A 14,258-nucleotide genomic window follows, 5' to 3' on the forward strand; every position below is an offset into this window, starting at 1 on the left:
CCTAGTTGGTGTTCTCTGCCATGAGCGCGACGACGTCGTCCAGCGACGCACCGCCCAGGATCGCCGCGACCGGCAGGTCGCGATCCAGTTCCGCCTTGACGCGCTTGCGGAAGTCCAGCGCCTGCAACGAGTCCAGGCCCAGCGCCACCAACGGCACGGAGCCGTCGATGGATTCGGAGCCGTCGGTGCCCATCACCTTGTGCAACTGGGTGAGCATCCGCTCGGCCAGCGGCCGGTCCGCGGCGGCGGGTGCCGCCGGTTGTTCGGTGACCACCGGCTCGACCACGTCCGGCTCGGGCGCGGACGCCGCCGCCGGAGTGGCGATCTCGGGCAGCACGCTGCCCTGGCCGAAGGTGTCGAGCACCTCGCGCAGGAACGCCCAGTCCGCGGACATGATCATCGCGTCGCCCCACGGACCGGCCAAGCCCGCGGTGATCGCGTCCCCCGGCGCCATCGGGTGGACGCCCGCGTCGGCGACCCGGGCGAAGCCCGCCTCGTCCAGCGGCCCGGCGACACTCCACAGGCCCCATTCGATCGAGATGGCGTCGCGGCCCTGCGCGCGCAGCCGGCGCGCCAGGATGTCGAGCATCCGGTTGGTCACCGCGTAGAGGATCTGACCGCGACCGCTGAGCGTGGCGGCGGTCGACGAGCACAGCAGGATCCGCTGCTGCTCGGTGAACGGCACGATGTCGAGCACGGTGCCCAGGCCGAGCACCTTGGAGCCGGCCGCCTCGGTGACCATCTCGGCGGTGATGTCGGGCAGTTCGGCGTCGACGTAGTTGACCGCCGCGTGGATGAGCAGGCTGACCGGCGCCGACTCGATGGTCGCGGCGAAGCGCTTGACCGCTTCGGCATCGGACACGTCGCAGGCCTCGACCACGATCTCGGTGCGGCCGAGGCGGCGCAGCCGGTTCAGTTCACCGGCGACGCGTTCGGTCTCGCCGGACCGGCTCACCAGCGTGACCCGGCCCGCTCCGGCGTGGGCGAAGTGCTCGCAGAACCGCAGCCCGAGTTGTCCGGTGCCGCCGACGATCAGCACATGCGACAGGTCGGTGTCGGCGGCGCTCGCGTCGGTGGCCGAGTCGACGACCAGGCGCTTGACGTAGAGCTTGCCGCCGCGCAGGGCCAGTTCGCATTCGCCTGCGGTGTGCACGGCGGTGACGATGCGGGCCGCCTGGTCGGGCCCCGCGCCCGCGGCGAGGTCGAGGTGGCGCAACAGGATGTCGGGCCGTTCGATGCCCGCGCTGCGGTAGCCCGCGGCGACCGCGCCGTGGAACAGGTGCGGCACCGGGTCGTCGGCGAGCACGCTCTCCCCGCCGGTGGTCACCAGCCAGCACTGCCCGCCCGGGCCCAGCCGGTCGAGCGCGGGCACCCAGGCCCGGTCGGCGAAGAACGCGGCGAAGTCGTCGAGCGCCGCGGCGCCGTCGGTGTCGGGCAGCTCGGGCAGCAGGACGACGGCGGTGTCGAACTCCGGCAGGTCACCGGCGAGCGCGGCGGCGTCCAGCACGGTCGCGGTGGCCCCGTGCCGGTCGGCGGCGGCGACCAGGGCATCGGCCAGCTCGGCGCAGCGGCCGGTGTGGTCGACCACGGCCAGCGTGCGCGGTGCCAGCATCGACCGCTTGTCCAGCGGAATCCAGGTCTCCACCAGCCGTTCCGGTGCGGGGGCGGCGTCCGGCTGCGGCTCGGCGGCGGGCAGGTCCGGCCCGGCCCACAGCCTCCTGGGGTGCATGATCGTGTGCGGGAAGTCGCGCAACGGCGGCCTGGGTGCGGCGCCGTCGTCGGTCCGCAGCGCGTCCCACCGGTAGTCGAGGTCGTGCACGGCGATGGTGGCGAGATTCCTGGTGAATTCGGCCAGGCCCTCGGCGGTGCGCAGCGAGGTACCGAGCACCTTGACGTCGCGGCCGAGCGGCAGCTTCTCCCGCGGCACGAGGGTCAGGTTCTCCTGCAACGCCAGTTGCAGCACCGGGTGCTCGGCGACCTCGATGAGGGTGTCCACCCCGTCGGTGACGGCGGCGACCACCGCGCGGTCGAACCGCACGCGGTTGCGCAGGTTCCAGTACCAGTAGTCGCGGTGGGTGAGGTCGGGGGTGATCGCGGCGCCCAAAGTGGCGCCGTAGCAGGGGATCTCGCTGGCCGTGAAGCAGTCGCCGCTCATCTCGTCGCCGAGGAAGGACATGAAGTGCTCGCGCAGTTCGGCCACGATCGAGGTGTGCGCCGGATAGGAGACCTTGATCTCGCGGGCGAACTGCCCGCGCGCGGTGGCGAGTTCGACCATGTCGACGATGGTGTCGCGGTCCCCGGAGATGGCCAGGATGTGCGGGGCGTTGACCACCGACAGCTCGGCCCAGCCGGAATGGCGGGCCAGCAGCGCTTCGCATTCCTCGCGGTCCATGCCGAGCACGGCCATCGAGTAGCCGCGCGGCGAGATCCGCTCCACCAGCCGCGCCCGGTGGGTCACCGCGAGCACGGAGTCGCGCAGCGTCATCACCGCCGACACCGCGCCCGCCGCCAGCTCGCCCTGGCTGTGGCCGACGGTGGCGGCCGGTTCCACGCCCGCGGCACGCCACATCGCGGCCAGGCCGTACATGTGGAACATCAACGCGGGCTGCACTTCCCACACGGTGTCCTGGTACCTGCCCTCGTCACCGAGCAGGTAGTGCAGCGGCTGGTCGTGCTCGAACCGCTCCCGGTGGATCGCGGCGCAGGCGTCCACGGCGGCCCGGTAGGCGTCGGAGACGTCGTAGTACAGCCGGCCCATGCCGGGCCGCTGGCTGCCCTGACCGGGGAAGACGAACCCGATGCGGCGCGCGCTCGCGGCGCCGTCACCGGTCACGACCACCCGCGAGGGCGTGTCCGCGACGACGGCGCGCAGCCCGTCGAGCAGTTCCTCGCGGGTGCGCACCATCGCCAGCGCGCGGTAGCGGCGCGCGACGCGGGTGCGAAAGAGCATCTCCGCCACGCGCTCCGGGCTCACTCGCGGATGCTCGTCCAGGTAGGCCAGCACGGCGGCGGCCTCGGCACGCACGCCGTCGGCGGTGTCGGAGGAGATCAGGACCGGCACGGTCCCGTCGGGGAGCAGGTAACTAGACATCGCTGTCCTCCTCGAGCACGGGCATCGCGACGATCGCGTGGGCGTTGGTGCCTGCCACGCCGAAGGAGGACACCGCGCCGTAGCGCACGCCGTCGATCGGCTTCCACGGCTGTGCTTGCGCGGCCAGCCGCAGGGTGGTGGCGTCCCAGTCGACCTCCGTGGTCGGGCGGTCGGCCCACAGGGTGGGGGCGATCTCGCCGTGCAGCCCGCACAGCAGCAGCTTGATCAGGCCGAGCATGCCCGAGGCCGCCTGGGCGTGCCCGACGTTCGACTTCACCGAGCCGAGCAGGGTGTTCGCGCCGGGCGCGCCGTAGGTGGCGCCGAGCGCGGTGAGCTCGAGCGGGTCACCGACGGGGGTGCCGGTGCCGTGGCCCTCGACCAGCCCGACGAGTTCGGGTTCGATCCCCGCGACGGCGAGGGTGTCACGCACCAGCCGTTCCTGGGCGGTCGCGTTGGGCACGGCCAGCGGCGCGCCCTTGCCGTTGTGGTTGATCCGGGAACCGAGCAGTTGCCCGTAGATGCGGTGGCCCTGCGCGAGCGCGCGCGACTGCCGCTCCAGCACGACCACCCCCGCGCCCTCGCCCCACAGGGTGCCGGTGGCGTCCGCGGCGTAGGGGCGGCAGTGGCCGTCGGTGGCCAGCGCGTTGTTCTTGGAGAACTCGTAGAACGCACCCGGGGTGCCCATCACGCACACCCCGCCCGCCAGCGCCCAGTCGCATTCACCCGCGCGGATGGCGGCGGCGGCCTGGTGCACGGCGGTCAGTGAGGAGGCGCATGCGGTGTCGACGCTGACCGAGGGGCCGATCAGGCCGAGCGCGTGGGAGATGCGTCCGGCGACCGCTCCCAGCGCGGTGCCGGTGGCGCGGAAGCCGCTGTAGTCGTTGACGGCGGAGGCGCGCGGCCCGTACTCGATCATCGACACGCCCATGTAGCAGCCCACCGACGCGCCGTCGAGGCCCGCCGGGTTCAGCCCGGCGTGCTCGAGCGCGCGCCAGGCCACCCGCATGCCCACCCGCTGCTGCGGGTCCATCGCCACCGCCTCGCGCGGGGTGATGCCGAAGAACATGGCGTCGAATTCGGTGGCGCCGGTGAGGAAGCCGCCCGCGTCGCGCACCGGCGACCAGCCCTCCCGGCGGCCGAGCGCGAAGATCTCGGCCAGCGGCCACTCCCGGTCCCGGGGGAACGGTCCGATCAGTTCGGTGGCGCTCGCCAGCGCGGACCAGTACTGCGGCAGGGTCTCCACGCCGCCGGGCGCTTCCACGCCCATGCCCACGATGACGATCGGATCGTCGGCGGCGCTCACGCGACCGAGCTCTTTTCCGGCACGAGCAGTTCGGCGATGCCCTCGACGTGGTCGTTGAGATAGAAGTGGTTGCCCGCGAACAGGGTCACCGCCACCTCGGCGCTGCTGTGCGCGGACCAGGCGTAGAGGTCGCGCGGGGCGACGAAGGGGTCGTCGTCGCCACCGAGCACCCGCACGGGGGCGGCGATGCGCACGTCGGCCGGGCAGGCGTAGGCGTCGAAGGCGCGGTAGTCGGCCTTCATCACCGGCAAGGCCATGCGCAGCACGTCGCGGCTGCCCATCACCTCGGCGCCGGTGCCGTTGAGCGCGGTCATGTGGTCGAGGAGTTCCTCGTCCTCGGTGGGATGGCCGGGCAGCTCGGCGATGCGTCCTGGCGCGGCGGCCGAGGAGGCGGCGAGCAGCCGCACCGGCAGGCCCGCCGCTTCGGCCAGGCGCACGAACTCGAAGGCCACGATCGCGCCCATGCTGTGCCCGAACACCGTCAGCGGCGCGCCGGTGTGGTGCGCGGACTCCCGGAAGGCGGCGAGGGTGCCCTCGGCCAGCTCCGGCAGGGTCTGGGCGGCGGCCTCGCGCGCCCGGTCCTGGCGGCCGGGGTACTGCACCACCACGACGTCGAAGTTCTCGGCCAGCGTCTTGGCGAAGGCCCGGTAGGCCGAGGCGCCCGCGCCCGCGTGCGGGAAGACGATCAGTGGTGGCAGGGAATCGGATCGTGGCGCTTGGAATTGCCTGAGCCAGCCGAGTTCTCGTGCCATCTTGCGTCTCCCTACACGCCGCCGACATCGCATCGACGGTCGGATCAAAATCAATCTGCTCGCGTTAGTATAGGCTAGCCTTACTGAATCGGATGACCAAGGTTCGGATGACCAAGGTTCGGATGACCAAGGTTCGGATGACCAAGGTGACGAGCGAACGGAGCACGACGTCGATGAACCCGACCGGGACACCGCGTATCGAAACGACATCCCGGCTGGCACGCGAGCTGACCGACATCCCGGACGAGGTTCGCCGGGCTCCCGCACCGGTGGTGCCCGAATTCGGTGCTCCCTACTCGCTGCGCGTGGTCGACGCCGACGGTTCGGATCCGGCGATGATCACCGAGTGGATGTCGCGCCCGCACCTGGTGCAGACCTGGGAGCAGGACTGGCCGCTGGAGCGCCGCCTGGACAACCTGACCGCCCAGCTCGCGGGCACCTACTCGCGCCCCTGCGTGCTCGGCGTCGACTTCGCCGCGCTCGACCGGCCCGAGATCGGCCACCGCGAGGTCGCCTACGTGGAGCTGTACCGCCCGGCCAAGGACGAGATCGGCCGGCTCTACCACGCGGGCCCGCGCGACATGGCCTTCCACATCGCCACCGCCGAGACCGTGCTGCTCGGCAAGGGCGTCGTCTCGGGCTGGATCGGCCTGCTGCCCGGCGCGGTCTGGGCTGCCGAACCCGAATGCCGCAGGCTGCTCTGCGATCCCGATCATCGCAACCTCCCGATGCGCAAAGCGCTGGAGAAGAACGGCTGGCAGTTGCTCGGCGAGTTCGACGTGCGCCCGGACCGCCGGATCGCGCTCTACGTCCTGCCCCGCGAGCCGCAGGACATGCCCGCCCTCCGGGCCTGACCCCACCGACCGAGCGGGCCCGTCCGGAAGGCGTTCCGGACGGGCCCGCTCGTGTCACTGCGCGGCGAGTTGGCGCGCGCCCGCCCGCACCCGCGCGGGCTCCGCGCGCAGCACCCGGTCGGAGAGTTCGCCGAGGCAGCTGAGATTCGGAAAGCCGGGCCCCTGCGCCAGCGCCGCCATGTTGGGCAGGTACAGCTTGGCGCCGAGCCCGGTCACCGCCAGGTCGTAGCCGATCGAGGATTCGATGCGCTGCTGGGTGAGCGGGCCACCGACGGCCAGTTCGAGCAGGTCGGCGGATTCGCTGTCGAACAGGTCGAGGAACCACAGCGGTTGCCCACCGGTGGCGTCGACGACGAGGTCGAAGTTGTGCACCTGATCGGCGCGCATCTCGTTGCGCAGGGTCACCGCGACGCCGTCGCCCTGCCCGACGATCCGGGTCACCCGGCCCTGCAGGTGATGAACCCGGTTGTCGCCCAACAGGCTTTCCTGCACCCGCACCGAGAACACGCCCCGGTCGGTGCGCCGGATGACGTCGCGCCGTTCCTGGATGCTGAGCGCGTTCCACTTGGTCGGATCGCTGAACAGCGAGTTCTCGAAGTAACTTTCGCCGCGGGTGTAGATGGTCGCCATCGGGGAGATCACCGAGATGGTGAGCATTTCGTGGCGCACCAGTTCGTCCAGCGCCGAACCCGCCGTCTCGCCACCGCCGATCACCGCGGCCCGGGAGCTGATCGGCAGCTTGCGCTTGCCCGCCAGATCCCAGAATTCGGCGATGCTCAGCACCCGAGGATGTTTCGCCAGCGCCTTGGTGCTCTGGCCGGGCCCGGTGATCATCAGGCCGTCGGCCTCGAGTTCGGTGGTCGCGCCGTCGGCGCCGGCCACCTCGACCGACCAGCCCGCACCGCCGTCGGTGGGCCGCTGCCGGATGGTGCGCACCTTGCCGAGCACCAGCTCGAGGTCGATCTTGCGGGCCACCCACTGCAGGTACTTCGCCCACACGTGGTGCTGCGGACTCGGCCTGCCGCGGTCGATCCATTCGGCGTAGGTGCCGTGCTCGACGAGGAACGAGGTCCAGCTGAACGCCATCATGGCCTCGTTGATCTCGCGATTGTGGCCGCGCGCCCACGTGGAGTGGTAGGGGAAACCGATGTCCTTCTCCGGGCTGGTGCCCAGCCGGTGCCGCCCGTCGGTCCAGCCACCGCTGGCGAGCCAGTTGCCGCCGACCGCGTGTGCCTCGACGGCGATCACGCGTGGCGCGGACAGTCCGAGTTGGCGCAACACGTGCGACTTCGCCGCCACCGCCAGGGCTTTCGGCCCCGCGCCGACTACCAGAAGTGTCTCCACTCCGCTCTCCCACTCTCTCGCGAGCGCCGTCCGGCGTCCGTATCCGTCGTCGCGCCCGCTGTCGCGAACCCGCCGGTTCATATTTGCATAGGCTTACCTTATATTGCTTCCCGGGTGCCAGGCATCACCGGAGCACCCGCCCACGAAAGATTGGATGGAACACCCATGCTCAGCACCGCGCACAAGAAGGTCGCCACGCTCGCCGCCGCCGCTCTGATCGGCGCGTTCGGCGCCGCGACCGTGGCCGCCCCGGCCACCGCCGCCCCCGTCACCGCACCCCTGCGGGCCCAGGCCCCGAGCGCAGGCGAGCTGAAGGCCAAGCTGCAGACCGCGATCAACACCGGCGCCGCGCCCTCGGTCCGCGCCGCCGAACTGGAAGCCGGCGAAGCGGGCCTGCCGCTGATGGACCAGGTCGCCGCCGCGATGGCCGCCACCCCGCCCAGCTTCCGCTGGACCATCCTCGGCCCCACCAGCGTCAGCGGTGACACCCTCACCGCCCAGTTGCAGACCGCGGTCGACGGCTTCGACCCCTTCTACTTCGATCTGACCTGGGTGCAGATCGACGGCACCTGGAAGCTGACCCGGGAGTCGCAGTGCACCGTGGCCAGCGTCGCCTTCCTGCCCTGCACCGTCTAGCCGCGCCCGGCTCCGACGACGACATCGGCGAGGACCCCCGGCACACCCGGGGGTCCTCGTCGTTTCCGGATCGGATTTCCCGCGGGTGCGACAAATCAAGTGTCGTTAGGCTAACCTTAGTCGCATGGGTAAGGGATTCAACGGAGTTCTGGTCAAGGCCTGGGGCGGCGACGACTACACACTCACCGTCACCTCCAGCGAATACGTGACCGACAAGTACATCCGCCTCGGCTTCACCGGCGGCGGACTGCTCGCCAACCACCCGGTGCACCCGACCCAGTGGATCAGACTCTGGATCCCCGACGAACACAGCGACAAGCTGCACCATCGCGGCTACACGCTGGTCGACCAGGATCCGGAGGCCGACCGGTTCTTCATCGAATTCGCCCTGCACGGCGGGCCTGCCTGCCGGTGGGCCGAACGCGCGGCCGTCGGCGACACGCTGGACGCCACCGTGCTCGGCTCCAACTTCAGCCTCCCCGAGACCACGCCGAGCGAGTACGTCGTCTTCGGCGACACCGCCTCGCTGCCCGCGATCAACACCCTGCTCGACGCCATCGGCGACACCCCCGCCCGGGTGTGGCTGGAGTGGCAGTACGAGTCGGACCAGAAGCTGCCGCTGCGCAACAAGCCGCACCACCAGGTGACCTGGCTGCAGCGGGTGGACGACGGCAGGCTGCTGCGCGAGGCCGCACAGGAGATGAGCTGCCCGGCCGACGCGTTCGCCTGGGTGGCCTGCGACGGGCACACCACCCGCTCGATCGTCAAGACGCTCAAGCACGCCCACGGTCTGCCGAAGACGGCCATCAAGTACCAGGCGTACTGGAAGTAGGCCCCGCGATCGGCGAGGCTGATCCGGCGTGGGCGGCACCGGGCCGCCCGTGACCGGAATCGAGTGCGGACCATGTCGACCCTCGACGTCATCCTCGTCGTCCTCACCCTGATCTTCGCCGCTCTCGCGGTGGCAGCGCCGCGCATCGGGGTGCGCGCACTGCCCGTCGCGGTGCCGCTGCTGCTCGCGGGCTGGCTGGGCCAGTGGTTGCTCGAGGGCTTCTACTGGCAGTTCCTGCCGGCGCTGCTGCTCGCCGTCGCCGCGGCCGTTCTCGCGGTCCGCCAGGGCATCCGGCCCCGCACCGGGGTGATCGCGGTGTCGGCACGTGTCGTGGTCGGGATCTGGGCGGTGGTGGCGGTCCTCGCCCTCGCGCCCGCCCCGGTGCCCGAATTGCCCACGCCCACCGGTCCATACGCCGTCGGCTCGCAGATCTATCGCTGGGTCGACGAGCAGCGCGCGGAACCGACCGCACCCGGCGAGCGCCGCAATGTCGTTGTGCAGGCCTGGTATCCGGCGGATCAGCGGTCCGGCCGGCGATACGTCTACATCGACGGGTACGACCGGCTGCCCGGCAGCGTGTCCGGCATCCCCGGCGCGCTCATGCGCGGCTACGGACGGATCGACACCCACGCCACGACCGACGTGCCGGTCTCCGGCGCGCGCGAGCGGTGGCCGGTGGTGCTGTTCTCCCCCGGTTACGGTGCACCGCGGGCCTTCTACACCGGCCTGGTCGCCGATCTGGCCAGTCGCGGCTTCGTCGTGCTGGCCGTCGACCATCCCTTCGAGTCGGCGGTGACCGAACTGGCCGACGGCCGCCTCGCCACCACCGTCGCGACCGGCATCGACGACGACCTGACCGACGAGCAGCGCACCAGGGCGGCGGACCTGCGCTACGTCCTCGACCAGCTCGCCGGACCCGACCTCCTCGGCCCACTCGCCGACCGGATCGACACCGGACACATTGCGGCGGTGGGTCATTCGTTCGGCGGCGCGGCCGCGCTGGCGGTCCTGGCCGAGGACCCGCGCGTGGCCGCCGCGGCCAACATCGACGGCACGCTCTACGGCGATCTGCCCGGCCGCACCCTGACCCGCCCGGTCCTGCTGGTGGAGAGCGACCGCGCCGAAACCGGCCATTCCGATCGCTATCTCGACGGCAACGGCGCCCTCCTCGCCCGCCTGGCCGCGCCCGGTCACCGGTACACCGTCACCGGGGCCAACCATTTCGGCTTCACCGACGTCCCCTTCTTCCTCGTCCCGCCCGCGCAGGCGGTCCTCGGCCGGTTCGTCGGTGGCCCGCGCGACCCCGCCGACACCCACCGCACCACCGTCGCCCTGCTCGACGCCTTCCTCCGCGAGCCGCTCGGCGGCCCGGCGGTCGATATCGCCGCGACAGCCGCCGGACTCGACGGGGTCACCGGCGGCCGCGTTCGATAGCACCAGCGCATAACCCGCCGTCGCGCCGGCCGCCTCGACCAGCACCCGGGCCGCCGCCCACCCCTTGACACCGTGATCCGGCTCACGTACTTTCCGATGAAATCATTTCAGATGAAACTGATTGGAGCGCGAGATGGGCGCGGTCGGTCTGCTCTACGTCGGAGCCGTCCTGTTGGTCAACGGACTGATGTTGCTCGAGGTGGTGCCCGCCCGGTCGGCGGCGATCCTGAACCTGTTCGTCGGCGCGCTGCAGTGCGTGCTGCCGACGGCCCTGCTGATCCAGGCCGCGGGTGACCCCGCCGCGGTGCTCGCCGCCTCGGGGCTGTACCTGTTCGGGTTCACCTACCTCTACGTCGGCATCGGTACCTTCCTGGACAGTCCGCCCCAGGGGCTCGGCTGGTTCTCCGGTTTCGTCGCGGTGGCCGCGCTGGTCTACGCCGCGGTGGCGTTCACCCGCACCGACGATCCCGTCTCCGGGGTGATCTGGCTGGCCTGGGCGGTGCTGTGGAGCCTGTTCTTCCTGGTGCTCGCCCTGGGCCGGGAACAGCTGACCCGCGTCACCGGGTGGGCGCTGATCCTGCTCAGCCAGCCGACCTGTTCCCTGCCCGCCTTCCTCATGCTCACCGGCAACTTCCATCCCAGCGCCGGGCTGGCCCTGGTCTGGGCCGCCGGACTGGCCGCCGCGCTCGCGCTGGCCTGGCTGCTCGGCTCCCCCAGCCGCACGCATCGGGCGCCACAGCCCGCCTACCACTGAACCAGTCCGCCTACCACCGAACCCCGCGAAAACCCCACCCCTACAAAGGAGTAGAACCATGCGACACGGCGATATCTCGTCCAGCCCCGACACCGTCGGCGTGGCCGTCGTCAACTACAAGATGCCGCGGCTGCACACCAAGGCCGAGGTGCTCGACAACTGCCGCCGCATCGCCGACATGCTCGTCGGCATGAAATCCGGCCTGCCCGGCATGGATCTGGTGGTGTTCCCCGAGCACTCCACCCAGGGCATCATGTACGACGAGCAGGAGATGTACGACACGGCGGCGACCGTGCCCGGCGAGGAGACCGCGATCTTCTCCGCCGCCTGTCGCGAGGCCGGGGTGTGGGGCGTCTTCTCCATCACCGGCGAACAGCACGAGGACCATCCGCGCAAACCGCCCTACAACACCCTGGTGCTGATCGACGATCACGGCGAGATCGTGCAGAAGTACCGCAAGATCCTGCCGTGGTGCCCGATCGAGGGCTGGTACCCCGGCGACACCACCTACGTCACCGAGGGGCCGAAGGGCCTGAAGATCTCGCTCATCGTCTGCGACGACGGCAACTACCCGGAGATCTGGCGCGACTGCGCGATGAAGGGCGCCGAGCTGATCGTGCGCTGCCAGGGCTACATGTATCCGTCCAAGGATCAGCAGGTGCTGATGGCCAAGGCGATGGCGTGGGCCAACAACTGCTACGTCGCGGTCGCCAACGCGGCCGGATTCGACGGCGTCTACTCGTATTTCGGGCATTCGGCGCTGATCGGCTTCGACGGCCGGACCCTGGGCGAGACCGGCGAGGAGGAATACGGCATCCAGTACGCGCAGCTGTCGATCTCGGCCATCCGCGACGCCCGCGCCCACGACCAGTCCCAGAACCATCTGTTCAAGCTGCTGCACCGCGGCTACTCCGGCGTGCACGCCGCCGGTGACGGCGACCGCGGCGTGGCCGACTGCCCCTTCGAGTTCTACAAGCTGTGGGTGACCGACGCGCAGCAGGCGCGCGAGCGGGTGGAGGCGATCACCCGCGACACCGTCGGCGTGGCCGACTGCCGGGTCGGCTCGCTGCCGGTCGAGCAGACGCTGGAAGCCTGAGGGGCGCCGCGCATGCCGTACCTGACCGACATGTTCCACGACCAGAACGGGTCGCGTCGCCCGGCGCCCGACCCGGCCCCTGCGACGGGATTCGACCGGCAGGCGCTGGCTGCGCGGCTCGGCTCGGCGATTCTCGGCCAACCGGCCGCGGTCGAGGCCGTCGTGCGCGCGGTGACCCTCGCGCACGTCGGCGCGGCCGATCCGCACCGCCCGCGCGCGGCGATCCTGCTGGTCGGCCCCACCGGCGTCGGCAAGACCGAGCTGGTGCGCCAGACCGCGGCCGCACTGCGCTCGGGCCCGGACGACCTGTGCCGCATCGACATGAACGCCCTCGCCCAGGAGCATTACGCGGCCTCGTTCACCGGCGCGCCGCCCGGCTACGCGGGCAGCAAGGAATCACTGACGCTGTTCGACAAGGCGACCATCGAAGGCGACCCGTACACCCCCGGCCTGGTGCTCTTCGACGAGATCGAGAAGGCCGACGCCACCGTGATCCGCGCGTTGCTGCACGTGCTCGACACCGGGGAACTGCGGCTGGCCAACGGCAAGGAGCGGATCTCGTTCCGCAACAGCTTCGTGTTCCTGACCTCGAATCTGGGGTCGGCGCAGGTGGCGCGGCGGTTGCGCGGCGGGCCGTTGCGCCGGTGGCGCGGCACCGACCGCGCGAGCACGCACGCGATCGTCCGGCGGGCGGTGGAGAACTTCTTCGACCCGGAGTTCTTCAACCGCATCGACGAGACCATCGTGCTCGACCCGCTCGACACCGACACCGCCGTGCGGGTGGCCGCGCTCGAGATCGACCGGCTGGCGGCCCGCCTGGCCCGCCGCGGGGTGCGGTTGCGGTGCGACGCCACCGTCGCACCGGCGCTGGCCGCGTGCGGATTCGACCCGGTGTACGGCGCGCGTGGACTGCGCAGGCACCTGCGGGTGTTCCTGGCCGAGCCGGTCGCCGATGCCATCCTCTGCCACCGGACGCCCGGCAGCGAGGTGACGTTGTGCGCGCGGGTGGTGCAGGGGCGGGTGGTGGTGACCGCGGCCGGGGACGTCAGCGGGTGAACGTGGTCAGGATGTCGAAGTCGTAGCCGTTCGCCACGGCGAGGTGGATCCGCTGCCGGGCCTCCCGGCCGCGGAATTCCACCGTCCCGCGCGGGCCACGGTAGGCCAGCCCGTCGACGGGCCCACCCGCCGCGGCGTCACCGCGCGCGGCCAGCGTGGCGAGCAATTGCGCGCCTTCGTAACAGGATTCGGCGGCGGCGCCGATCACCGGGGCGAACCGGCCGTGCAGCGCGGTGTAGCGGGCGAGCAACTCCATCGAGTCGGCGTCGACCAGCGTGCGGAAGAACCCGGAGGCCACCACCAGTCCACGGGTCGCGGTCTCGCCGCTGGCCAGCAGCATGTTCTCCTCCATGAGCGGACTGAACCGCAACAGGTCCTCGTGCAGTCCGCGGCGGGCGAAGGCGCGATTGAAATCCACCGCGTCCTGCCCGACCAGCAGCATCAGCACCGCGTCGCAGGACGAGCGCGCGATCCGCTCCACCACCTCGCGCATGTTGCCGCCGCCCAGCCGCACGAACGCACCGCCCACCAGGTCCAGGTCGAGCTCCCGGGCGAAGTCCCTGATGTGGTGCAACGAGCGCTGCGGCCAGACGTAGTCGTCGCCGACCACGAACCAGCGGCGGGCGCCCGCGTTGTCGCGCAGCCAGCGCAGCGCGGGTTCGATCTGCTGATACGGCGTCTCCCCGGAGCAGAAGACGCCGGGGCGCGATTCACCGCCCTCGTAGAGCGAGCTGTAGGCGTAGGGCACGCGACCGGAGAGCACCGGGGCCAGCGCGTTGCGGACCGAGGAGATGTGCCAGCCGGTCACCGCGTCGATCCGGTTCGCGGCGACCAGCCGCGCCACCTCGGCGGCGACCGCGGCGGGCTCGGCGCCGCCGTCGACGATCTCGAGTTCGACCGCCCGGCCGCGGACACCGCCCGCCTCGTTGAGATCGCGGACCGCCAGCTCACCGACCGCCTCGCAGGACGGCCCGAACAACCCGGCCGGCCCCTGCAACGGCACCACCATCGCCAGCCGCCACACCGACGAGTCGGCGCGGCGCAGCGCCGGGCCGCCGGTCACGACGGACTCCGGCGAGCGGGGGAACGCGGCGGCGCCGCGAGCT

Annotated in this window: 12 protein-coding genes; 7 read left to right on the forward strand and 5 right to left on the reverse strand. The window is 71.3% G+C overall.

The features are described from left to right. Position 1 precedes the first annotated feature (1 nt). Genes nbtC through AMO33_RS16425 form a run of 3 tightly spaced genes read right to left on the reverse strand, consistent with a single transcriptional unit; the run spans position 2 to position 5,146 of the window. Positions 2-3,091, reverse strand: coding sequence for a nocobactin polyketide synthase NbtC (gene nbtC, locus AMO33_RS16415; RefSeq protein WP_060593144.1), 3,090 nt, complete (start codon positions 3,089-3,091; stop codon positions 2-4). Then, entirely contained in the window at positions 3,084-4,394 is a 1,311-nt protein-coding gene (locus AMO33_RS16420; RefSeq protein ID WP_076573635.1) for a beta-ketoacyl [acyl carrier protein] synthase domain-containing protein, read from the reverse strand. The genes nbtC and AMO33_RS16420 overlap by 8 nt, the downstream gene beginning before the upstream one ends. Further along, positions 4,391-5,146 (reverse strand): thioesterase II family protein, encoded by a 756-nt coding sequence (locus tag AMO33_RS16425; RefSeq protein WP_011207294.1) that lies wholly within the window; start codon positions 5,144-5,146, stop codon positions 4,391-4,393. The genes AMO33_RS16420 and AMO33_RS16425 overlap by 4 nt, the downstream gene beginning before the upstream one ends. A gap of 173 nt (positions 5,147-5,319) precedes the next feature. On the opposite strand from AMO33_RS16425, the gene AMO33_RS16430 reads away from it, so the two are divergent. After that, positions 5,320-6,000 (forward strand): GNAT family N-acetyltransferase, encoded by a 681-nt coding sequence (locus tag AMO33_RS16430; RefSeq protein ID WP_060593526.1) that lies wholly within the window; start codon positions 5,320-5,322, stop codon positions 5,998-6,000. A 54-nt stretch (positions 6,001-6,054) separates the two neighbouring features. Here AMO33_RS16430 and AMO33_RS16435 read toward each other — a convergent pair whose 3' ends face one another. Continuing rightward, positions 6,055-7,344 (reverse strand): SidA/IucD/PvdA family monooxygenase, encoded by a 1,290-nt coding sequence (locus tag AMO33_RS16435; protein WP_011207292.1) that lies wholly within the window; start codon positions 7,342-7,344, stop codon positions 6,055-6,057. A gap of 165 nt (positions 7,345-7,509) precedes the next feature. On the opposite strand from AMO33_RS16435, the gene AMO33_RS16440 reads away from it, so the two are divergent. The 6 genes from AMO33_RS16440 to AMO33_RS16465 all read left to right on the forward strand — a co-directional run bounded on the left by AMO33_RS16440 (position 7,510) and on the right by AMO33_RS16465 (position 13,152). After that, entirely contained in the window at positions 7,510-7,980 is a 471-nt protein-coding gene (locus tag AMO33_RS16440; RefSeq protein ID WP_011207291.1) for a hypothetical protein, read from the forward strand. Between the two features lie 124 nt (positions 7,981-8,104). Next, positions 8,105-8,812: a siderophore-interacting protein gene (locus AMO33_RS16445; protein WP_011207290.1), complete on the forward strand. Its 708-nt coding sequence runs from the start codon at positions 8,105-8,107 to the stop codon at positions 8,810-8,812. 72 nt (positions 8,813-8,884) lie between these two features. Then, entirely contained in the window at positions 8,885-10,246 is a 1,362-nt protein-coding gene (locus AMO33_RS16450; RefSeq protein WP_060593145.1) for an alpha/beta hydrolase family protein, read from the forward strand. A gap of 133 nt (positions 10,247-10,379) precedes the next feature. Further along, entirely contained in the window at positions 10,380-11,000 is a 621-nt protein-coding gene (locus AMO33_RS16455) for an AmiS/UreI family transporter (RefSeq protein WP_060593527.1), read from the forward strand. Between the two features lie 58 nt (positions 11,001-11,058). Continuing rightward, on the forward strand, positions 11,059-12,096 hold the full coding sequence (locus tag AMO33_RS16460; RefSeq protein ID WP_060593146.1) for an aliphatic amidase: 1,038 nt from the start codon (positions 11,059-11,061) through the stop codon (positions 12,094-12,096). A 12-nt stretch (positions 12,097-12,108) separates the two neighbouring features. After that, positions 12,109-13,152 (forward strand): AAA family ATPase, encoded by a 1,044-nt coding sequence (locus AMO33_RS16465; protein ID WP_060593147.1) that lies wholly within the window; start codon positions 12,109-12,111, stop codon positions 13,150-13,152. On the opposite strand, the gene AMO33_RS16470 is transcribed toward AMO33_RS16465, so the two are convergent. After that, a complete protein-coding gene (locus AMO33_RS16470; RefSeq protein ID WP_170916134.1) occupies positions 13,142-14,215 on the reverse strand; it encodes a substrate-binding domain-containing protein in 1,074 nt (357 codons plus the stop codon). The genes AMO33_RS16465 and AMO33_RS16470 overlap by 11 nt on opposite strands. Between the last annotated feature and the right edge of the window lie 43 nt (positions 14,216-14,258).

It is taken from the genome of Nocardia farcinica (assembly GCF_001182745.1).
GTDB classification, from domain to species: Bacteria; Actinomycetota; Actinomycetes; order Mycobacteriales; family Mycobacteriaceae; genus Nocardia; species Nocardia farcinica.

What these genes read in the sequence shown, in the direction of transcription:
- nbtC (WP_060593144.1), bottom strand. Translation starts at nt 3,091, where the DNA reads ATGTCTAGTTACCTGCTCCCCGACGGGACCGTGCCGGTCCTGATCTCC.
- AMO33_RS16425 (WP_011207294.1), bottom strand. Translation starts at nt 5,146, where the DNA reads ATGGCACGAGAACTCGGCTGGCTCAGGCAATTCCAAGCGCCACGATCC.
- AMO33_RS16430 (WP_060593526.1), top strand. Translation starts at nt 5,320, where the DNA reads ATGAACCCGACCGGGACACCGCGTATCGAAACGACATCCCGGCTGGCA.
- AMO33_RS16440 (WP_011207291.1), top strand. Translation starts at nt 7,510, where the DNA reads ATGCTCAGCACCGCGCACAAGAAGGTCGCCACGCTCGCCGCCGCCGCT.
- AMO33_RS16445 (WP_011207290.1), top strand. Translation starts at nt 8,105, where the DNA reads ATGGGTAAGGGATTCAACGGAGTTCTGGTCAAGGCCTGGGGCGGCGAC.
- AMO33_RS16450 (WP_060593145.1), top strand. Translation starts at nt 8,885, where the DNA reads ATGTCGACCCTCGACGTCATCCTCGTCGTCCTCACCCTGATCTTCGCC.
- AMO33_RS16455 (WP_060593527.1), top strand. Translation starts at nt 10,380, where the DNA reads ATGGGCGCGGTCGGTCTGCTCTACGTCGGAGCCGTCCTGTTGGTCAAC.
- AMO33_RS16460 (WP_060593146.1), top strand. Translation starts at nt 11,059, where the DNA reads ATGCGACACGGCGATATCTCGTCCAGCCCCGACACCGTCGGCGTGGCC.
- AMO33_RS16465 (WP_060593147.1), top strand. Translation starts at nt 12,109, where the DNA reads ATGCCGTACCTGACCGACATGTTCCACGACCAGAACGGGTCGCGTCGC.